Annotated in this window: 17 protein-coding genes and 1 riboswitch; of the genes, 4 read left to right on the forward strand and 13 right to left on the reverse strand. The window is 39.0% G+C overall.

Going from position 1 to position 20,706, the window contains the following annotated elements; genetic code table 11:
- Position 1 precedes the first annotated feature (1 nt).
- From PGN18_RS02290 to pckA, 5 genes are all read right to left on the reverse strand, one after another.
- A complete protein-coding gene (locus tag PGN18_RS02290) occupies positions 2-820 on the reverse strand; it encodes an energy transducer TonB (protein ID WP_335317747.1) in 819 nt (272 codons plus the stop codon).
- Positions 821-838: 18 nt separating this feature from the next.
- Complete coding sequence (locus tag PGN18_RS02295; RefSeq protein WP_335317748.1) at positions 839-1,345, reverse strand: ExbD/TolR family protein; 507 nt, start codon at positions 1,343-1,345, stop codon at positions 839-841.
- Positions 1,346-1,348: 3 nt separating this feature from the next.
- Positions 1,349-1,966: a biopolymer transporter ExbD gene (locus PGN18_RS02300; protein WP_293787502.1), complete on the reverse strand. Its 618-nt coding sequence runs from the start codon at positions 1,964-1,966 to the stop codon at positions 1,349-1,351.
- 78 nt (positions 1,967-2,044) lie between these two features.
- Positions 2,045-2,875 (reverse strand): MotA/TolQ/ExbB proton channel family protein, encoded by an 831-nt coding sequence (locus PGN18_RS02305; RefSeq protein ID WP_293787500.1) that lies wholly within the window; start codon positions 2,873-2,875, stop codon positions 2,045-2,047.
- Positions 2,876-3,172: 297 nt separating this feature from the next.
- Complete coding sequence (pckA, locus tag PGN18_RS02310) at positions 3,173-4,768, reverse strand: phosphoenolpyruvate carboxykinase (ATP) (protein WP_335317749.1); 1,596 nt, start codon at positions 4,766-4,768, stop codon at positions 3,173-3,175.
- A 1,145-nt stretch (positions 4,769-5,913) separates the two neighbouring features.
- On the opposite strand from pckA, the gene thrA reads away from it, so the two are divergent.
- From thrA to thrC, 3 genes are all read left to right on the forward strand, one after another.
- The gene (thrA, locus tag PGN18_RS02315) at positions 5,914-8,367 is read left to right on the forward strand and encodes a bifunctional aspartate kinase/homoserine dehydrogenase I (RefSeq protein ID WP_335317750.1); all 2,454 of its coding nucleotides are present in this window, start codon (positions 5,914-5,916) and stop codon (positions 8,365-8,367) included.
- A gap of 77 nt (positions 8,368-8,444) precedes the next feature.
- Positions 8,445-9,377 (forward strand): homoserine kinase, encoded by a 933-nt coding sequence (locus PGN18_RS02320; RefSeq protein ID WP_335317751.1) that lies wholly within the window; start codon positions 8,445-8,447, stop codon positions 9,375-9,377.
- Positions 9,378-9,467: 90 nt separating this feature from the next.
- Positions 9,468-10,775, forward strand: a complete 1,308-nt coding sequence (thrC, locus tag PGN18_RS02325) for a threonine synthase (RefSeq protein WP_335317752.1) — start codon at positions 9,468-9,470, stop codon at positions 10,773-10,775.
- A 147-nt stretch (positions 10,776-10,922) separates the two neighbouring features.
- Here the strand turns inward: thrC and PGN18_RS02330 are convergent, their stop codons facing one another.
- Positions 10,923-11,282, reverse strand: a complete 360-nt coding sequence (locus tag PGN18_RS02330; RefSeq protein ID WP_335317753.1) for a hypothetical protein — start codon at positions 11,280-11,282, stop codon at positions 10,923-10,925.
- A 299-nt stretch (positions 11,283-11,581) separates the two neighbouring features.
- On the opposite strand from PGN18_RS02330, the gene PGN18_RS02335 reads away from it, so the two are divergent.
- Entirely contained in the window at positions 11,582-12,001 is a 420-nt protein-coding gene (locus PGN18_RS02335) for a transposase (RefSeq protein WP_335317754.1), read from the forward strand.
- 286 nt (positions 12,002-12,287) lie between these two features.
- Here the strand turns inward: PGN18_RS02335 and PGN18_RS02340 are convergent, their stop codons facing one another.
- The 7 genes from PGN18_RS02340 to murQ form a co-directional block, all read right to left on the reverse strand.
- Entirely contained in the window at positions 12,288-12,701 is a 414-nt protein-coding gene (locus PGN18_RS02340; protein WP_335317755.1) for a tail fiber domain-containing protein, read from the reverse strand.
- Positions 12,702-12,782: 81 nt separating this feature from the next.
- Positions 12,783-13,085 carry a hypothetical protein gene (locus PGN18_RS02345; RefSeq protein ID WP_335317756.1) on the reverse strand — a complete coding sequence of 101 codons (303 nt, stop codon included), beginning with the start codon at positions 13,083-13,085 and terminating at the stop codon, positions 12,783-12,785.
- 173 nt (positions 13,086-13,258) lie between these two features.
- Entirely contained in the window at positions 13,259-14,212 is a 954-nt protein-coding gene (gene metF, locus PGN18_RS02350) for a methylenetetrahydrofolate reductase [NAD(P)H] (RefSeq protein WP_335317757.1), read from the reverse strand.
- 72 nt (positions 14,213-14,284) lie between these two features.
- Positions 14,285-17,992 carry a methionine synthase gene (gene metH, locus PGN18_RS02355; RefSeq protein ID WP_335317758.1) on the reverse strand — a complete coding sequence of 1,236 codons (3,708 nt, stop codon included), beginning with the start codon at positions 17,990-17,992 and terminating at the stop codon, positions 14,285-14,287.
- Positions 17,993-18,153: 161 nt separating this feature from the next.
- Positions 18,154-18,257, reverse strand: a riboswitch (SAM riboswitch).
- A gap of 114 nt (positions 18,258-18,371) precedes the next feature.
- Positions 18,372-19,127: a Bax inhibitor-1/YccA family protein gene (locus PGN18_RS02360; RefSeq protein ID WP_265851486.1), complete on the reverse strand. Its 756-nt coding sequence runs from the start codon at positions 19,125-19,127 to the stop codon at positions 18,372-18,374.
- A gap of 38 nt (positions 19,128-19,165) precedes the next feature.
- Positions 19,166-19,732, reverse strand: coding sequence for a hypothetical protein (locus PGN18_RS02365; RefSeq protein ID WP_335317759.1), 567 nt, complete (start codon positions 19,730-19,732; stop codon positions 19,166-19,168).
- Between the two features lie 101 nt (positions 19,733-19,833).
- On the reverse strand, positions 19,834-20,637 hold the full coding sequence (murQ, locus tag PGN18_RS02370; protein ID WP_335317760.1) for an N-acetylmuramic acid 6-phosphate etherase: 804 nt from the start codon (positions 20,635-20,637) through the stop codon (positions 19,834-19,836).
- Positions 20,638-20,706 lie beyond the last annotated feature (69 nt).

The following is a 20,706-nucleotide window of genomic DNA, read 5'->3' on the forward strand; positions in this document are numbered from 1 at the left end:
ATTAGTTCAATGTAAAGTTAACGTTGATGTTATATTTTACCCTTACCGGCTTACCATTTTGGATACCTGGGTTCCAACGTGGACTCGCTTTCAATACACGGATGGCTTCTTCATCAGTTCCGCTACCCAAACCACGGGTAACTGTGATATCAGTTAATTTACCATCTTTTTCAACAACGAAAGATAAAAATACTTTACCCTGAACGTTGTTTTCTTGTGCCATTGGCGGGTATTTTATTGCTTTACCTAAGTAGGCATAAAATTTAGAGATACCTCCCGGAAATTCTGGTTGCTTCTCGATACTCACAAAGTCGTAAACTTTGTTGTCATCAACCGCAACAGCAGCTTCTCTTTTTGGTCCTTCTCCTACCGGTTCAGCGATATTAATCTCTGCCGTTGGATCACCTTTGATATCTCTCTGACCTGGATCAGCTTCCTTCAATTTTTCAACCGTAGGTGGTTCATCACGAACCTCGATATCAGGTTTTACAATTGGAGGTGGCATTTTTACCTGGTCAACCTTTGGTGGCGGTGGCTCTACCGGTGGCGGTGGAGGTGTTTCCGGGTTTACCGGAGGTGGTGGAGCTAAAATCACTTCCTGTGCTTTTACCTGCTCTTCCTGCTGATCCATTGAGCCTTTGATAAGGCTATAGATCTTTGGAGAGAAAAATAAAATAAGGAAGATAATAGATCCAATAATTAAGGCTCTTGTAGTGTTAGCACCATTGGTTTTACGCAATTGGTAAGCACCATAGCTTTTGTTTTTATCTTCAAAAACCACTTCGAGCCATTCTTTTCTGAATATATCTAACTTCGACATAAAATTGGTTTTATTTGATTATAAAATTCCTTGTTCTTTCATGAACTGTTTCTCGATAGGCATGATATTATCATCATCGATCTGACGAACTTTTACCTTGAGAATTTCCAACTCATCCATAATATCAACAAAGTTCTGAAAGGTAGAACCTGATGTTGGTTTTACTAGAACAACAAAGTCGCCTGCAACGCCAGAAGCATCAGCTACTTTCCTGTTTTTAACAATAGCATCTTCAATTTGCGAAGCTGATTCGATTGTTGGCGCGCTTTCACCAGCTACTCCCATGTACCAAGCTAACTTATTGTTTTTACCCAATAAAATGGTCATCGTTTTACTCGCTTTCAGCTCTAATCTATTTTCAGGCAACTTCTCGTTTTTATCCGGCTTTGCAATATCCATCGCTTGTGGCGTAGAGATTACTGTTGTTAAGATAAAGAAAGTTACCAAAAGAAACATTAGATCCACCATTGGGGTCATATCAACCCTTGGCGTGGCTTTCTTCCCGCCCGTGTTTAATTCTGCCATTTCTTATTTCTTCTTTTTAGCTTCAGAATTAGTTACCAACAAAAATTTGTTTACACTTTGTTTCTGAAGTACATCAATAACCTTTTTCACAACCGGATACTCTTCTTTAGCATCGCCTTTGATACTGATACGCATATCCTGATTGTTGATCTCTTTTGTAGCCTTACGTGCGTTCAGCACCCAAGCGTTTAACTGGTTGTCGGTTGAATCAGTAGGGATACCCGGCTGAATACCTGGTTTCATACGGTCGCCCGCATTCATCGCAATTAACTGCTTTAAGCTTTGAATAGGAACACCAAAACTTCCGATTCCTGAGAATCTAACCGTTTCTTCAGGTGTAAATTTTACACCATATTGTTCGCCCATTAGCTGCAATGTTTTTTCTCTCACTTTTGGTCCTGCTACTTCAAAGAAAACTTTTCCCTGGCCAATGGTTAATATTGCATTGTTTTCTACTGGCACCTTAAATTCATATGTAGATGAAGGTGTAGAAACAGCTAGGGGTTCTGGTTGTCTTGCCGTAGCAGTTAAAATGAAGAACGTAAGTAACAATGCCGCCACATCGCACATTGCGGTCATGTCTGTTACTGTACTTGTCCTTTTTACTTTAATTCTAGGCATAATTTTTTTTACTAGTTTTAATAATGATGATCTTTTTTCCGGTTTTCCATAAAGCCGGTAAAAATTTTTTCAAAATTCTTATTTATGCGAACTAGCGTATGTTTGAACGATGCTGAAACCAGCCTCATCGATTGCGTAAGTTAACTTATCAATTTTAGATGTTAAGATGTTGTACATGATGATCGCCAAAGTTGATACCGAGATACCTGTCATGGTATTGATCAAGGCCTCAGAGATACCTACCGCTAATGCTGCCTGATCTGGAGCACCAGAGTTAGCTAAACCGGCGAATGCACGAATCATACCTGTTACTGTACCCAATAAACCGATCAAAGTACCGATTGATACCAACGTAGCAATGATAGTTAAGTTTTGCTCTAACATTGGCATTTCTAAAGCGGTAGCTTCTTCAACTTCTTTTTGGATAGCAACGATAGATTGCTCAACATCCATATTGGTATCAGCTTCAACTTCACTGTATTTTTTTAAACCAGATTTAATTACATTAGCAACTGAACCTTGTTGTTTATCGCATTCAGCTTTAGCTGCTTCTATATTACCTGCATTTAATAAACCTTTTACTTTAATGATGAAAGAATCTAAGCTTGATTTACCACTAGCTTTACCAATAACAATTAAACGCTCGATAGAGAAAACGATTGTTGTTAATAATAAACCGATCAAAACGGCAACAATAGGACCACCTTTGTAAGCTGTACCTGGATAGTTGTTTGGTAATGGTAAGTTTTCGTTGTTGTTATCGATAAAGTTTGACGGATCTCCTAATACATATTTCCAAATCACGAATCCGATAATGATACAAATAGGAATAACTAATGTTGCGAAAACATTTGAAGCACTAGAAGAGCTCTCTTTTTTAACAGTTGCTGGTTTTGGTGCGTTTGCCATTTTTTTTTGAATTTTTAGTTTTAGTTCTTGTTTTTAATTTTAGCTGTTTGTTCTTTTTGTACTACACTCAACGTTTCATATCCGAAATTGTTGCGAAAAACAAATTTATAAATTGATTTTAAATTACAAATTAATAAATCAATAAGCAATTAAATCGTTACCTAGAATTTTGTTCCGCTAAATCAACACGGTGTATAACAAAAAAATTGCCCCAGCCGAGGCAATTCTTTCACAATAAAAACTAAAAAAAAATCGAATTGCAAATTTTTCGTTCAAAAAATGCATTTTAAAGCACATTTAACATAATTTTAACGTCATGTGACCGCTTTTTGGCACTTTTGTCAGGTCGAACTGCTTAAAATTCTCTGTAAAAGCATTTAGTAGTTCATAGGCTTTTAAAAAGTATTCTTCCTGATTGTCCCATGTTTTAGCTGGATCTAAAATTTCATTTGGCACCCCAGGACAACTTAATGGCATCATCAGTTTAAACACATGGTGTTGTTTATATCTATTATGACCTAATCTACCATCTAAAGCTGCAGAAACCATTGCCCTGGTATACGTTAATTTCATCCTTTCGCCAACGCCATAAGGGCCTCCGCTCCAACCGGTATTCACTAACCATACGTTTACCTGGTGTTTTTCCATCTTCTCGCCCAATAATGCAGCATATTTTGAGGGGTGCAATGGTAGAAAAGCCTTACCAAAGCAAGCCGAAAAAGTTAATTGCGGCGCTGTTACTCCGGTTTCTGTTCCAGCTACCTTTGCAGTATAACCGCTCATAAAGTGGAACATGGCCTGTTCTACATTTAACTTTGAAATGGGAGGTAATACACCAAATGCATCTGCTGTTAAGAAAAAGATATTTTTTGGAACAGCTCCTATTGAAGGTAAGATGGCATTATCGATATAATCTATTGGATAGGCTACGCGGGTGTTCTCCGTTTTACTGATATCACTATAATCAACCTGCTGTGTACCGGGAAAAAAATTAACATTCTCCAATAGTGCTCCTGATTTAACTGCTTTAAAAATCTGAGGTTCCTTCTCTTCGCTTAAATCTACACATTTTGCATAACAACCGCCTTCAAAATTAAATACCGAATCTTCGCCCCAGCCATGTTCGTCATCGCCAATCAATCCTCTTTCCGGATCAGCTGAAAGCGTAGTTTTTCCTGTTCCCGACAGGCCGAAAAATATAGCCGTATCGCCATCTCTACCTCTATTTGCCGAGCAATGCATGGATAAAGTGTTATGATATACGGGTAAAATAAAATTTAGGACAGAAAAAATTCCTTTTTTTATCTCACCTGTATAACCAGTTCCGCCAATCAAAATCATTTTTTTGGTGAAATTGATGATAGAAAAGTTTTGCTGTCGGGTTCCATCTAATTCCGGATCGGCAAAGAAGCCTGGTGCCGCAAGGATGGTCCATTCTGGTACTCTCCCTAAATGATCTTCATCCGGTCGAATAAACAAATGATGGGCAAAAAGATTCTGATAGGCTGTTTCGGTAATGACCCTGATGGATATTGAATAATCTGGATGTGCACACGCGGAAGAATCGCGGACATAGATCTTCTTATTCTCAAGGTAACTGGCTAGCTTATAAAATAGCTGATCGAATTTTTCAGGAGAAATTTTAATGTTCACATCTCCCCACCAAACCTGATCTTCGGTGATGTCGTCGCATACAATAAAACGATCTTTTGGAGAACGTCCGGTAAACTTTCCGGTATCAACCGCAAGTGCCCCTGAAGCGGCCAACATACCTTCTTCATTTAATAAGGCTTCATCAATTAATTCCTCTGGAGATAATTGGTACTTTACAGCAATGTTATCGCCTAGATTTACATAGCTTAAATCTGGCGTTTGCAGTTTCTTTTTGCTCATAACAATAAGTTAGTTAGTGAGGCAAAGGTAAAAACTTATTGTGCACAAAAACGAGTTTTAAAACGTAATTTTTTACATATTGTAGTAAATACACTATTATTTAATTAATTGATATAAAGGCAATTAAATCACAATTTTAAATATAAAAAAATTTAAAAATATACACTAAGTAAAATTTAATAAATGGTTTTAGTACGTTTAAATTCTTATGAAGATACACACCTATAATGGATTGAAGAAGTTATTCTTTTTCGATTAAACATCAATTCATTACTTACACTACTAGCACCTCTGAAAAGAATTGGAGCAGACTCTGCGAGGAGGAATAATTAGACACTGGAAAGGCAAGCCGCTTAAATAGCAACATCAGCCCGCATGGATTGAACCTGATAAAAGCGGCAGCTCCCGATCGCAAAAACAATAAAACAGCACTACCATCGGGAATATAGCGGTTAGCAGGGCTGCACGGATAGAAGCATTACTGCAGCATATTTTCTAATGATTAAAATTTAATGATCAAACCACCCCGCCCTATGGGCACCCCCTTGCAAAAAGGAGGGGATAATTAGACGCTGGAAAGGCAAGAAACTTAAATAGCAGCACAAGCCTGCGTGAAATAAACCTGATAAAAGCGGTAGCTCCCGATTGTACAAACGATAAAACAGCATTACCATCGGGATTATAGCGGTTAGCAGGGCTGTCCTATCCAAAAAGCCGCTGGAACATCTTTTCAAAAAAATACAGATCAACCTCCTTGCCCTGCTGGTACTGTTCAAGAGCGGAATGATTTGGTTTCGGGTTCAAAAAATGCAGCTATTTCATTTGCTTAAACGTTTTAATAGGAATTTGGAAATAAAAATCAAAAAACATTTGCATTTTAAAAAAATAATCTTCTACTTTACGGTGTACAAAGTACACAAAGACAAGATGAATTTTAATACTTCAATTATTACAACGATTATTATTACCACCGGTATAAACCAGCGGGGCTAATTTGTTGTAAATTGAAAAAATATAAAACACAGAGAGCGTCCCGATGAAAATCGGGACGCTTTTTTTTTAAACCCATGCTGAATGAAACTGCACAAACGAGCATTTTAAACAAAGTTGAATGCAGCAACAAACAGTTAAACCATATATAAACAATGAAAGTACTCAAATTCGGCGGCACATCCGTAGGTTCGGCCGAGAACATTAAAACGCTTTTACGCCTGGTTGGCGAAGAAAAACTGAAGAATAGTCCGGTAGTTGTATTATCGGCAATGAGTGGTGTAACCAATTTGCTTACCGACATGGCCGAAATGGCTGAAAGGGGTGAAGATTATGACTCGCATTTAAAAGAGATTGAGTCTAAACACTTTGCTGTAATCCGCGCGCTTTTGCCTGCGGCAGCACAAAACCCAGTGTTTACCCGTTTGAAAATCTTTTTTAACGAGCTAGAAGATCTGCTACAAGCCGTGACCAATCTGCGAGAACTAAGTTTACAAACCAAAGATCAGATTTTGAGTTATGGTGAACGCTGTTCTACCTTTATGATCAGCCATATTGCTTCGCAAAATATTGGCGATTCACTTTATGTAAATGGTGCTGAACTGATTAAAACAGACAGTAACTTTGGGCAGGCAAAGGTTGATACTGAACTAACAGAACTGCTGATCAACAACTTTTATCAGGAAAATAAAAACAAAGTACTTTTTGTAACTGGTTTTATCGCCAGCAACGCCGCTGGTAGGGTTACTACGCTGGGCCGTGGCGGCTCTGATTATACTGCAGCGGTTTGGGGTGCAGCATTGAATGCAGCAGAAATAGAAATATGGACTGATGTAAATGGCATGATGACTGCTGATCCGCGCATCGTTAAAAAGGCTTTCTCCTTACCAGAATTGAGCTATACCGAAGCCATGGAACTGAGCTACTTTGGTGCGAAAGTAATTTATCCACCAACCATGATCCCGGCTTTTATGAAAAAGATTCCGATTGTGATCAAAAACACTTTCCAGCCTGATTTCGCGGGAACCTACATCAAAAGCGATGTAAAAACATCAAATTTACCTATCAAAGGAATTTCTTCCATTGATCATATTAGCATCATCAACCTTACCGGAAGCGGTATGGTAGGTAAAGCAGGCTTTAGCGGGAGACTATTTTCACTGCTTTCACGCGAACAGATTAATGTGGTACTGATTACGCAATCTTCATCAGAACATAGTATTACTTTTGCTGTTAAACCAACAGATGCTTCGCAGGCCATTTCCCTGATCAAAAAAGAATTTGAGCTGGAACTGGATGCTAAAAAACTGGAGTTACCGGAAGTTGAAAATAACCTGGCTGTTTTGGCCATTGTTGGCGAAAACATGAAACGCACCCCAGGAATGAGCGGACGCCTGTTCAGCGCTCTAGGCCGTAATGGGATCAACGTAAGGGCAATCGCCCAGGGTTCTTCGGAATATAACATCTCTGTAATTATCAGTGCAGCTGACCTATCAAAAGCTGTAAATGCAGTGCATGATGCCTTTTTTACGGACCTGAAAAGGACATTAAATGTTTTTTGTTTAGGCACTGGAAATATAGGCCAAACCTTGTTTAACCAGTTAAAAGAGCAGATGCCTTTTCTTGCAGCCAATAACGATCTGCAAGTGAAGGTAACAGGTATTAGCAATACACGCAAAATGATATTCAATGCTGATGGACTTTCTTTGGAAAATTGGGAAACAGAATTGAATACAGCTGGCGAACAAGCAGATTTAGCAGGTTTTGTTACCAAAATGAAAGCCTTAAACCTACCCAACTGTGTTTTTGTAGATAACACTGCTGCTGAACAGCCTATTGAATTTTATCAGGGCATATTCGAAAGCAGCATTTCAGTGGTAACCTGTAACAAAAAAGGAAACTCAGCAGATTATGCACAGTATAAATCATTCAAAGAGACTGCCCGTAAATTTGGCGTTGATTTTTATTACGAAACTAATGTTGGTGCGGGTTTACCGATTATCCGTACACTCCGCGAGCTGATGATGAGTGGCGATAAAGTCGCCCGAATTGAAGCTATTTTATCAGGAACGATTTCTTACATCTTTAATAACTTTAAAGATGAGGCTGGATTTTACGAAACGGTAAAGGAAGCACAGGAACTGGGTTATACTGAACCAGATCCCCGCGACGACTTAAATGGAAAAGACTTTATGCGTAAAATGTTGATCCTTGCCCGCGATGCAGGTTATCCACTAGAAGCCAGTGATGTGAAAATCGACAATATTTTGCCTGATGCCTGCTTAAATGCAGCATCTGTTGAAGATTTTTATTCAGAATTACAAGCCAATGCTGCTTACTTCGAAAATTTAAAAAATACCGCCGCGAGCGAAGGAAAGGTTTTACGTTATATCGGTAAGCTGGAAGATGGAAACGTAGAAATCAGCCTGCAGATGGTGGATGATAGTCATCCTTTTTATATGCTCTCGGGAAGTGATAATATTATCTCTTTTACCACAGATCGTTACAAAACACGTCCATTGGTGGTAAAAGGCCCTGGTGCTGGCGCCGAAGTAACGGCAGCTGGTGTTTTTGCTGACATCATTAACGTAGGTACTCTGAGCAGATAAACTAAAGCAAATAAAAAAGAAAGCCCTTAAATACAGGTTTTATTCTTGATATTACAAAGGCACTTGATACAGAAATAATGAAAAATAGTATAAAAGTTTTCGCTCCGGCAACCGTTGCAAATGTAGTTTGCGGTTTCGATGTTCTTGGTTTCGCCGTAAACGAACCTGGTGACGAAGTTGAAATGCGATTCACCGATACGCCCGGTGTGGTGATCAAAAAAATTACCGGCGATGATGGCCGTTTGCCTTTAGATGCAGCAAAAAACACCGTAAGTGCCAGTGTTCAGCATTATTTAAAACACATCAACCGTTTAGATGTAGGCGTAGAAATTGAACTGCACAAAAAAATGCCTATCGGCAGTGGCTTAGGTTCAAGCTCTGCCAGTACCGTAGCCGGTTTATTTGCCATTAACAAATTAATGGGCGATTTATTGACGGCTAAGGAACTCGTTCCTTTTGCCATGAAAGGTGAGGAACTGGCCTGCGGTTATGGTCATGCCGATAACGTTGCGCCAGCTTTGTTAGGCGGTTTTGTACTGGTAAGAAGTTACGAACCATTGGATGTAATCTCATTACCTACTCCTGCAGGCATGTACGCTGCAATTGTTTACCCGGAAGTTGATGTGCCGACTAAAGATGCCCGCCAAATGATCCGCAGTAAGGTGGCATTAAAAGATGCGGTTACGCAGTGGGGAAATGTTGCAGGTTTGGTAAGTGGACTATTTATGAACGATTTCGACCTGATTGGGAGAAGCATGCAAGATGTTCTGGTAGAACCAACACGCTCGATCCTGATTCCTGGTTTTGAAGAAATGAGAAAACTAGCGACAGAAAACGGCGCCATTGGTTTCGGGATTTCAGGTTCAGGCCCATCTGTTTTTGCTTTAACCCAAAACGAAGAAACAGCCAGAATAATCACCAAATCGCAGCAACAACATTTACATAAAATAAATATTAACAGCAAAGCTTTTGTTTCTCCGGTTAATGCCGAAGGACCTAGAGTAATGTGAATAAGGTGTAAGGTAAAAGGTTTAAGGCGTATGGAATACAAATTCAGCGTTTTAACCCTAAACCTTACACCCTAAACCCTACACCCTAAAATGGAACTATACTCAACCAATAATAAAGACTTACGTGTTTCTTTTAAAGAAGCCGTTTTTAATAGCATGCCACAGGATAAAGGCTTATATATGCCTGTTGAAGTGCCAAAGCTTGATGCGGGATTCATTCAAAATATTGAACAATACTCTTTACCTGAAATTGCTTACCAAGTAGCTTCAACGTTATTAAAAGAGGAGATTCCTGCTGAAGATTTAAAGGCTTTAATTGATGATGCCATCAATTTTGATGCACCGGCTGTTCAATTAGATGATAAAACCTTTGTTTTGGAGCTCTTCCATGGCCCATCTTTAGCATTTAAAGATTTTGGTGCCCGTTTTATGAGCCGTGTAATGGCTTATTTCTTGAAAGATGGCGAACAGCTCTTGGATGTTTTGGTCGCCACTTCAGGTGATACCGGCGGCGCGGTAGCTTTGGGATTCTTAGGCGTACCTAATACCAGGGTGACCATCCTTTATCCGGAAGGAAAAGTAAGCCCAATTCAGGAGTTACAATTGACTACCAATGGTAAAAATATCAGGGCCGTTGAAGTAAAGGGGACATTTGATGATTGCCAGGCTTTAGTAAAACAGGCTTTTGCTGATGATGAACTGAATGCGAAATTCAGGCTAACTTCTGCAAATTCGATTAATATCTCCCGATTGATTCCACAAACATTTTACTATTTCAACACTTATGCCCAGCTTAAGAAGCACGGATTTAAAGATGTGGTATTTTCTGTTCCGAGCGGAAACTTTGGAAATATTGGCGCTGGCTTATTGGCATATAAGCTTGGCTTGCCTGTTAAACAATTTATTGCGGCTACCAATGTTAATGATACGGTGCCACGTTTTTTAGAAAGTGGCATTTATGAAACCAGGCCTTCAACCCAAACCTATTCAAACGCTATGGATGTTGGTGCGCCAAGCAACTGGGTCCGCATTATGGATCTTTTTGATCAGGATGTGGAAGAGGTTAAAAAAGTGGTTACTTCTTACCGTTTTACTGATGATGAAACGCTTGAGGGAATCAAAGAAATAGATAAAAAATTAAATTACGTGGCTTGTCCACACACCGCAATTGCTTATCTGGCCATCGAAAAATACCGAAATGAAAATCCCACAGATAATAGTGCAGCTGTTTTCTTATCAACAGCACATGCCTGTAAATTCCCTGATATCTTTCCTACAGAAATTGCTGCAAAAATAGAGATTCCCGCACAGGTTAAAACTTTAGAAAGCAAACCTAAACATGCTGATCAGTTAGGTGTAGATTTCGATGGGTTTAAAAAGTATTTGCTTAGGGGATAGTTTGTAATTAGATAATGTTAGAATATCGTCATCTTGAGCTTGTCGTCGGACCTTTTAAATATTTTAAGGACGTTTCGACAGGCTCAATGTGACAAATTAGAGGTAAAATACAAATATGATACAGCCTCTGTTTGGAAATATATTTATTTAATTAACAGAAGCGAAAGCTGTAGAAGTAATGGTAACGTTATTAAATGTCGCGCTCCCCGAGCTGGTGGTGATGGCTTGCCCATTAAATCTAAAAGTGCGTGAACCTGGCGCTGCAGTGTAAATAATAACCGTATAGGTGCCAGCTGTCAACGGGCCATATGAACTTGCACCTGGACCAAAATAGGCACTAACAGGCGTAGGTCCGTATAAGTAGATGGATCCGTTATCGCCAGTTCCATTATTTAAATTTAAACCGATGCTAAAAAATTTCCTGGCATTAACTTCAGCCTTGGTATTTTGCAAAGGTAATACAGCCAGCACTGTACAAAACAGGAATAATTGAATAAGCTTTTTCATAACAATTGTTTTTTGATGTAGATTTCATATTGGTTAATTATATAAAGATAAAAACTTAAGCACTATTTAAGATCATATTTGTAAAATAAAATAGTCAGGATATTAAGTTTGTTAGTACAATACCAGCTGGATTATTTTTTTTAGTAATTTACCTTAACCAGATTACAAATCTAGAGAACTATAGATCCGGATTACAAATCCGGACCAACACATGGAATAGCTGAATTTAGTCGGGATTTGCAATCCCGACTTTTGGACTTAGGATTTATAATCCTAATTATTAGCGAAACTTATAAAACATGGCTTTCAAATATGCTGTTACCGATCAAAATGATATTTATTTCATTACTACAACGGTAGTGGGATGGATTGATGCGTTTACAAGAAAAGAACTGGCCGAAGTTATCATCGAGAGTCTTCGATATTGCCAATCGGAAAAAGGATTAGTTATTTATGCATGGTGTTTAATGCCAAGCCATTTACATATGATTGTTAGTGCAAAAGAAAATTACAAACTTTCGGACATTATCAGGGACTTTAAAAAATTCACTTTTAAAAAGATCATAACGATTGGAGAAATCAATGAAAGTAGAGAATGGCTCTTAGATAAGTTTTCGTTTGCGGCGCGGATCAATATGAAAAACAAGGAATATAAATTTTGGCAAGATGGCTTCCATCCCATTGCTTTATATTCAAACGAATTTAAAGATCAAAATTAGATTATATCCATAATAATCCTATTGAATCAGAAATTGTTTCTGAAGCAGAACATTATAATTATAGCTCTGCTATAAACTACGCTGGTGGTTTAGGCCTGTTGGAGGTTGTTTATTTATGATTGAGGGCCTATAACCAGATTGTAAATCTGGAGCATTATAGGTCTGGATTGCAAATCCAGACCAACCTAAAATTGTTCATTTATGATTAGCTACTCATAACAAGATTTTGAATCTGAAGAAATATTGGCCCGGATTACAAATCCGGACCAACTTAAGGGATCTGTTATTACTTAGCGCCTTGCGTTTTTAGCATTTTAAGCTCATGCTTTAGTGCTTCGATCTGTTGTTGTTGCTCTTTTATGCTGGCTACCAAAAGCGGAACTAAACTTTCATAATCTACCTTGGTTATGGTAGCACTTCTAAAAGCATTTTTCCCAGCACTATAATCTTTGGATTGTACCGAAACAATATTTGGAACTGCTGCCTTTGCATCAGCACCTACAAAACCATATTGCGGCCTGGCTGATAACTTTAATTTTTCGGCCCAGGCTTTATCATAATTAAAACTTACGGGCTCTAATTTAGTAACCTGGCTTAAAGCATTTTCTACAGGTTTAACATTATTTTGCACCACTTCCTGCGCACTGAGTTTAAAAGAGGCAGCGATCAAAAGCACTGCGAATGAAATTGCTCGTTTCATATCTATTAATTATTTGAATTTTTGAAATAGAAAATTGGTTCTGTTTGGTTGAAAACAGGAAATTAAATCTAAATAGATGTATTAAATGGATGGAGGCGGTGTTAAAACCTCTGGAAAGTATGCCAGTTGGAAAGTATGATTAGGTATGATCACCTTTTTTGAAGTCTGAAATGGGAAATATAAGGTCCCGTTAAATGATATCTCCTGCACCGCAAGTTCGCTTTCCGTTTTCTTTTCTTCCTTTTCTGTTGCGTCGTCATTTGTAGACAAAAGCTCAACATTGTGGTCAGTATAGCTCAAATACGAAACTACATGACTTACTTTTAAGAAAAAAGCAAGCGAGATGCAGAAAATCAATATATATTTAAAACTACCTGATTTCATTGTTACAAATATAAATGCTATTATATTAAAACAACAAAATTAAGGTTAAAGTTCTGTAAGAATTTGAAATATCGGGCAGATGCTATGCGCGAGTTTACAAAAGCAAGGTGATTTTTTCAATGATGGCTTGAATCAGACCTCGCGGATTTTTTTTAACCTGCGAGGTCTTTTTGCTAAAAAATAGCCTTCGCAATTTGTTTGGTTTGTTCAGGGCGGCCCATGGTGTAAAAGTGCAATACCGGCGCGCCAAAATCAATCAGTTCTTTGCATTGTTTAATCATCGCTTCCGTACCAATTTCCTTTGCCTCGTTATTGTTTTTAGCATGTGATAGTGCATCTGTTAACTCATCTGGTAAATCAATATGAAATATTTTGGGCAATACATTTAACTGTGATAGGGTACTGATGGGTTTCAAGCCTGGTATAATTGGAATATTGATATCATTTTCCCTACATTTTTTTACGAAGTCGAAATATTTCTGGTTATCGAAGAACATCTGCGTAACAATAAACTCCGCTCCTGCTTCAACCTTCTTTTTCAAATATTTAAAATCGGTATTCATATTGGGTGCTTCGAAGTGTTTTTCAGGATAACCTGCCACACCAATACAGAAATCACTTTTAAACGTGTCTACATCTTCGTGCAGAAATTTGCCTTCGTTATGGTTCTTGATGTGTTCGATTAAATCTGTAGCATAACAGTGTCCGCCGGGGGTTGGCACGAAATTCCCATCTGCTTTACGCGCATCGCCACGCAAAGCCAAAACATTATCGATCCCCAAAAACTGTAGGTCGATCAGTGCATTTTCTGTTTCTTCTTTGGTAAATCCACCACAAATGAGGTGTGGAACAGCATCAACCTTATATTTATGAATAATAGCCGCACAAATGGCAATGGTACCGGGACGTTTACGGTAAGATACCTTTTGTAACAAACCATTGGCCTGTTCTTTATAAATATAATCCTCACGAAGTGAAGTCACATCAATAAAAGGCGGATTAAACTCTAGCAATGGCTCTATCGCATCATAAATCCATTGTATGCTTTGCCCTTTAATAGGCGGTAATAATTCAAAAGAGAACAGGGTTTTACCCTTTGCGTTTTTTATATGGTCTGTAATCTTCATACCCCTAATCCCGAATAATTGAGACTTTAAATTTTAATATATACAATTCCCTCCCCTATAGGGGCTTGGGGTTTAATAAGCTAAATTTGGACTCAACCACCGCTCTACCTCTTTAACCGGCATGTTTTTTCTGGTGGCGTAATCTTCAATCTGATCTTTGGTAATTTTTCCCAATCCAAAATATCTTGAATCAGGATGTGCAAAATAAAACCCACTTACTGCAGCTGTTGGGTACATGGCATAACTTTCAGTTAAGCGTAATCCTATTTTATTTTCAGCATCAAGCAATTCGAACAATGTTCCTTTTTCTGTGTGTTCAGGACATGCGGGATAACCTGGTGCAGGGCGGATACCTGCATATTCTTCTTTAATCAACTCCTGATTGCTTAGGTTTTCATCCTGCGCATAGCCCCAAAATTCCTTCCGTACACGTTCATGCATGCGCTCGGCAAAGGCTTCCGCCAAACGATCGGCCAGTGCTTTGGCCATAATGCTGTTGTAATCATCGTAATTGGACTCGAACTCATTCACCAGTTCATCAATCCCGATCCCCGCAGTCACAGCAAAACCACCAAAATAATCCTGAATACCACTTTCTTTTGGTGCAATAAAATCAGATAAAGCATAATAAGGCTGTCCATCTACTTTTTCTGCCTGTTGGCGGAGGGTGTGGATCGTAACGGAAGATGGTTGATGTAAGATGGATGAAGGGTCTTCACTTCCATTTTCCATTTTACCTCTTACATCCAAAACAATATCGTCTCCTACAGCATTCGCCGGCCAAAAACCAATTACGGCCCTTGCGGTTAGTAATTTTTCGTCGAGAATGCGTTTTAACAAAACCTGTGCATCATCAAACAGTTTCCTTGCTTCATCGCCTACGTTCTTATCGTCGAAGATTTTCGGATAACTGCCACGGAGCTCCCAGGTATGAAAAAATGGCGTCCAATCGATATATGGAACCAGTTCTTCTAAGGGATAATTATCGAAAACCCTGGTACCTGTAAATTCCGGAACAGGCAGGTTCGGCTGAAAATCAATCTTAAATTTGTTGGCACGTGCTTCTTCTAAAGTCTTAAAGCGTTTATCTGAACGTTTATTCAAATGCGCTTCGCGTGCTTTATCATATTCAGCTTTGATACCAGCTATATATTCATCTCTTGTTTCAGGGTTCATCAAAGTACTGCAAACGGTAACACTTCTTGAAGCATCTAATACATGAATAGCCGGCCCTGAATAATTTGGAGCTACTTTTACCGCTGCATGGATACGTGAAGTAGTGGCTCCACCAATAATTAATGGAATGGTAAATCCTTCTCGTTCCATTTCTTTGGCAAAGTGAACCATTTCGTCCAATGATGGTGTGATCAATCCACTTAAACCAATAATATCCGCATTTATTTCTTTGGCTTTTTTGATGATATCCTGTGCTGGAACCATCACGCCCATATCTATAATTTCGAAGTTGTTACAGGCCAGTACCACGCCCACAATATTTTTACCAATATCATGTACATCGCCTTTTACGGTAGCCATCAATACTTTTCCTGCCGAAGAATTCTGGTTCTGATCGGGATTGTTCAGTTTTTCCTGCTCAATAAAAGGTAATAGATAGGCCACGGCTTTTTTCATTACCCTGGCTGATTTTACCACCTGAGGCAGGAACATCTTTCCGGCACCAAAAAGGTCCCCAACAATGTTCATCCCGTCCATTAATGGTCCTTCAATCACCTGAATTGGCCGTGCATATTTCTGCCGGGCTTCTTCCACATCATCATCCAGGTATTCTACAATTCCCTTCACTAAAGAATGAGATAGCCTTTCTTCAACAGAGCCTTTCCTCCACTCTTCATCTTTAACAACCTCTTTACCTTTTGATTTTACGGTATCTGCATACTCTACCAACCGCTCTGTGGCATCTTCTCTTCGGTTTAAAAGTACATCTTCAACTCTTTCTAATAATTCTGGTGGAATTTCCTGATAAACCTCTAACATTCCCGCATTTACAATCCCCATATCTAACCCAGCCTGAATGGCATGATAAAGAAAGGCAGAGTGCATGGCTTCACGCACCACGTTATTTCCTCTGAAAGAGAACGAAATATTAGAAACCCCTCCACTCACTTTAGCGTGAGGTAGGTTTTCTTTAATCCAACGGGTGGCATTAATAAAATCGACCGCGTAATTGTTGTGTTCCTCTAGTCCGGTGGCCACCGTTAAAATATTCGGGTCGAAAATAATATCTTCTGGCGGAAAACCGATTTCGTTTACCAGGATATCGTAACTGCGTTTACAGATTTCGATCCGGCGTTCATAGTTATCGGCTTGGCCATGCTCATCAAAAGCCATTACCACTACGGCAGCACCATACTGCATAATTTTACGGGCACTCTCGCGGAATTTATCTTCACCCTCTTTTAAGGAAATAGAGTTTACAATTCCTTTTCCCTGCAGGCATTTTAAACCGTTTTCAATCACCGACCATTTTGATGAGTCGACCATGATCGGTAGTTTGGCGATATCTGGCTCGGAGGCAATGAGGTTTAAGAATTTAGTCATGGCGGCTTCTGAATCGAGCATTCCTTCATCCATGTTCACATCGATTACCTGTGCACCGCCTTCAACCTGTTGCAAGGCAACGGCCAATGCAGCTTCATAATCACCACCCAAAATCAGTTTGGAGAATTTTGGAGATCCGGTAATATTGGTCCGTTCACCAATGTTTACAAAAATACTTTCCGGTGTAATGGTTACCGGTTCCAACCCACTCAAACGCATGTATGGAGGAAGCTTTGGTAATTTTCGGGGTTCGGCTTTTCGTGCATTTTTAGCAATACAGCCAATATGTTCTGGTGTAGTACCACAGCAGCCCCCAACAATATTCACAAAACCCGAGGCAATAAAATCATCAACCAGGTGGGCGGTTTCGTGCGGCTGTTCATCGTAAGCACCAAACTCGTTTGGTAAACCTGCATTTGGATAAGCTGAAACATAACAGCCCGCTTTTGTGGCCAGCTCCTCAATATGCGGACGCATTTCTTTTGCACCCAAAGCACAGTTAAAACCAATACTTAAGGGTTTTGCATGCATTACAGAGTTTAAGAAAGCTTCGGCAGTTTGCCCGGAAAGTGTACGCCCTGAAGCATCGGTAATGGTACCAGAAATCATGATTTCCAGTTTACGGCCAATTACCTCTTCATATTTTTTAATGGCCACAATAGCCACTTTGGCATTTAAGGTATCGAAAATGGTTTCAATCAGCAATATATCCGAACCGCCGTCCACCAAACCACGCACCTGCTCGTAGTAAGCTTCTTCTAACTCATCGAAATAAACCGCCCTAAAACCAGGATCGTTTACATTTGGCGACATGGAAAGGGTACGGTTTGTAGGACCGATAGCACCGGCAACAAAACATTTACGATCTGGGTTTGCAGCCATAAATTCGTTTACAGCTTCTTTTGCCACCCGTGCGCCTTCAAAACTCATTTCGTAAGAAAGGTCTTCCATCTGATAATCAGCCATGGAAATGCGCTGTGTACTGAACGTATTGGTTTCAATAATATCGGCTCCAGCTGCCAGATACTCCAGGTGTATTGTTTTGATAATATCCGGACGCGTGATGTTGAGCAAATCATTATTGCCTTTTACATCACAGGGATGGTTTTTAAATCGCTCTCCCCTAAAATCCTCTTCGGTTAAGTTATATCGCTGAATCATGGTACCCATTGCACCATCAATCACCAAAATACGTTTCTCTAATTCTTCTCTTATGCTCATTTGTTGTTATTAGTAACAAGCAGTCAGTATCAAGTATCAAGATTAATGATAGATGGAACTAACTTTAGATAAAAGCAAAGTATAGACATTATTGTCTTCATACTTAATACCTAATACTTATATGGCTTATTGAAAAAGTTGGTACGTGAATCGTAATCCTAAACTTATCTGTTTCCGCTATTTGCAGAATAGAATTTAGCACCTTGTAGGTTACAGGTTGCTAAGACTTCGTTGGGTCTAATCCCTCCGTCTTTCTTAATAAGCATACAAAAATGCAACAAAGCAACATCAATTCCAAAAATTATCGCTTTGCTACCAAATAAAATTACAAAGGCCACGCAAAACTGCGCAGCCTTTAAAATATTATTCGGTTGTTCGTTTACTTCCTGCTTCCGAAAATACGAAGTAAGAAAAGGAATATATTTAAGAAATCTAAGTATAAAGACAGTGCAGCTACAATAGCCATTTTTTTACTTTCAACCTGAAGAACCTGTTCGCCACTCGCCTCAATTCCCTCGCCAATTCTTTTGATTTTCTGCACATCATAGGCTGTTAATGCAGTAAATATTGCAATACCAATGAATGCCATAAACAAACTGAACTGTTCGCTTTGAATAAACATATTAATTACACTGGCAATTACTAAACCGATAACCCCAACCATTAAAATTGGCCCAAATTTACTTAGATCGATATTAGTGGTGTAACCCATAAATGCCATAATCCCAAATATTCCGGCAGCTCCTGCAAAACAGCTCACGATTGAACCTGAGGTATAAGTTAACAAGATAAAACTTAAACTCACTCCGGTTAGTACTGAATACAATACGAAGACGCCAATTAATGCGGGCAATGATAATCTACTTAAACCAAATCCCATTAAAAGAACTAATCCAAGTGGTGCAAACATTGCTATGTAGCCAAAAATTGACATACTCACTTTTCCAGTTGCTGGATTAATATTTAACAGGTATTGCATCAATTGCTCATTAGTTCCAAATAAATAGGCGGCTACTGTCGATAAACTTAACGCCACAAACATCCATAAGAAAACGTTGGCAAAGAATTTTTTAGAAACAGATCGTTCCTGAACGAAAACACTGTTGTCTTGATATTGATAATTTTGTTGTTCCATTTTAATTTTTGTATGATAAATTATATAAAAATAAACATTTAGTTCAATCTTTTTGTCAGCAGTTCTTCAACTTTTTTAAAGAACTGTAACGGCTTTAATGTACGCCATGGCAGATTGTCAAACGCGCCTCCAAAGTTAATGTAATAATCAATGCTGTTATCCCGAAATTCGCTGATCACGTGCTCCTGAAAATTCACCCCAACAATCCAGCCATCTTCTACTTCCTGAAACCATTCTTCGTAATAACTATCATCAGAGGCATGAAAATTCAGCACATTTTCACCGATCAGAATAAATTTATTAAGCCCTTCATCCATCATCGTCTCTAAAATATCGCGTTTAAGTAACATAATGTCGTTGTTAATGGCATCGTTCCACTCGCCAATAAACTCTATAATAGCATAACCGCGGTCGTAATCAGCATACAATACTTTCATATACAAAGTATTCGAGCCAAATTCATCCCACTGAGGGTGAAGCAAAAAGTTATAGATCTGCTTATCGAAGTAAAGTTCTGAATATTCGGTATTATAAAATGGCGAACGCTCATCTTCTGCCGAAATATAATCATCTCTCCACTGGTAATAAGGCTCAATTTCGTGCATATTTTTTTAATTATTGAATGCGTGAGTTTCGAATGAGTGAATGTCAAGATCATTTCTACATCACATCATTTTTCATTCACTCATTCTATCCTTTCTCATTTCTAGTGTCCTGCTTCTACAGCTTTGCGTACACTTCCGTAACGGGTTAACAATTCAGCGGCTTCATCGTAACCGATGTTAAGTTCGTTGGCTACCATTTGTGTTCCGCGATCGACCAGTTTATGATTAGTTAACTGCATATCGACCATTTTATTGCCAACTACACGCCCCAGCTGAACCATCACCGTGGTACTCAGCATATTTAATACCATTTTTTGCGCCGTACCAGATTTCATGCGGGTAGAGCCGGTAATAAATTCAGGGCCAACTACCACTTCAACCGGAAAATCCGAAGCTGCAGCTATTGGTCCGCCAGTATTACAAACAATGCAACCCGTTAAAATTCCACGCTCACGTGCCATTTTTAATCCACCAACTACATACGGCGTCGTACCGGATGCTGCAAGACCTACCAGACAATCTTTTTCATTAATCTCAAATGTCTGGAGATCTTTCCAAGCCTGTTCTGCGTCATCTTCAGCGAATTCTACCGCTTTTCTAATGGCGGTATCTCCGCCGGCGATAATACCAACAACCCAATCAAACGGCACACCATAAGTAGGCGGACATTCTGAAGCATCCACTACGCCTAAGCGACCACTGGTACCTGCACCTATGTAAAAGAGACGACCACCTTTTTTCATCCGATTGGCCACGGCCGATGTTAACTTTTCAATTTGCGGCAAAGATTTTTCAACTGCAAATGCTACAGTTTTATCTTCGTTATTAATGCCCTGCAAGACTTCTAGTACAGACATCTGGTCAATGTGGTTATAATTAGATTCTTGCTCGGTAACTCTGTTCATAAATTTAATTTTGATAAAATTCGGTAAATTCTTTCTAAAAACTGGGCTAAAGATCTAAAAAATATCCGC

Source organism: Pedobacter terrae (genome assembly GCF_036946585.1).
Classification (GTDB): Bacteria; Bacteroidota; Bacteroidia; order Sphingobacteriales; family Sphingobacteriaceae; genus Pedobacter; species Pedobacter terrae_C.

Bases quoted from the DNA above. Each gene is read 5' to 3' on its own strand.
- metF (WP_335317757.1), bottom strand. From the start codon at position 14,212: ATGAAGATTACAGACCATATAAAAAACGCAAAGGGTAAAACCCTGTTC.
- murQ (WP_335317760.1), bottom strand. From the start codon at position 20,637: ATGAACAGAGTTACCGAGCAAGAATCTAATTATAACCACATTGACCAG.
- PGN18_RS02300 (WP_293787502.1), bottom strand. From the start codon at position 1,966: ATGCCTAGAATTAAAGTAAAAAGGACAAGTACAGTAACAGACATGACC.
- PGN18_RS02290 (WP_335317747.1), bottom strand. From the start codon at position 820: ATGTCGAAGTTAGATATATTCAGAAAAGAATGGCTCGAAGTGGTTTTT.
- metH (WP_335317758.1), bottom strand. From the start codon at position 17,992: ATGAGCATAAGAGAAGAATTAGAGAAACGTATTTTGGTGATTGATGGT.
- PGN18_RS02305 (WP_293787500.1), bottom strand. From the start codon at position 2,875: ATGGCAAACGCACCAAAACCAGCAACTGTTAAAAAAGAGAGCTCTTCT.
- PGN18_RS02295 (WP_335317748.1), bottom strand. From the start codon at position 1,345: ATGGCAGAATTAAACACGGGCGGGAAGAAAGCCACGCCAAGGGTTGAT.
- PGN18_RS02320 (WP_335317751.1), top strand. From the start codon at position 8,445: ATGAAAAATAGTATAAAAGTTTTCGCTCCGGCAACCGTTGCAAATGTA.
- thrA (WP_335317750.1), top strand. From the start codon at position 5,914: ATGAAAGTACTCAAATTCGGCGGCACATCCGTAGGTTCGGCCGAGAAC.
- thrC (WP_335317752.1), top strand. From the start codon at position 9,468: ATGGAACTATACTCAACCAATAATAAAGACTTACGTGTTTCTTTTAAA.
- PGN18_RS02365 (WP_335317759.1), bottom strand. From the start codon at position 19,732: ATGCACGAAATTGAGCCTTATTACCAGTGGAGAGATGATTATATTTCG.
- PGN18_RS02335 (WP_335317754.1), top strand. From the start codon at position 11,582: ATGGCTTTCAAATATGCTGTTACCGATCAAAATGATATTTATTTCATT.
- pckA (WP_335317749.1), bottom strand. From the start codon at position 4,768: ATGAGCAAAAAGAAACTGCAAACGCCAGATTTAAGCTATGTAAATCTA.
- PGN18_RS02360 (WP_265851486.1), bottom strand. From the start codon at position 19,127: ATGGAACAACAAAATTATCAATATCAAGACAACAGTGTTTTCGTTCAG.
- PGN18_RS02330 (WP_335317753.1), bottom strand. From the start codon at position 11,282: ATGAAAAAGCTTATTCAATTATTCCTGTTTTGTACAGTGCTGGCTGTA.
- PGN18_RS02345 (WP_335317756.1), bottom strand. From the start codon at position 13,085: ATGAAATCAGGTAGTTTTAAATATATATTGATTTTCTGCATCTCGCTT.
- PGN18_RS02340 (WP_335317755.1), bottom strand. From the start codon at position 12,701: ATGAAACGAGCAATTTCATTCGCAGTGCTTTTGATCGCTGCCTCTTTT.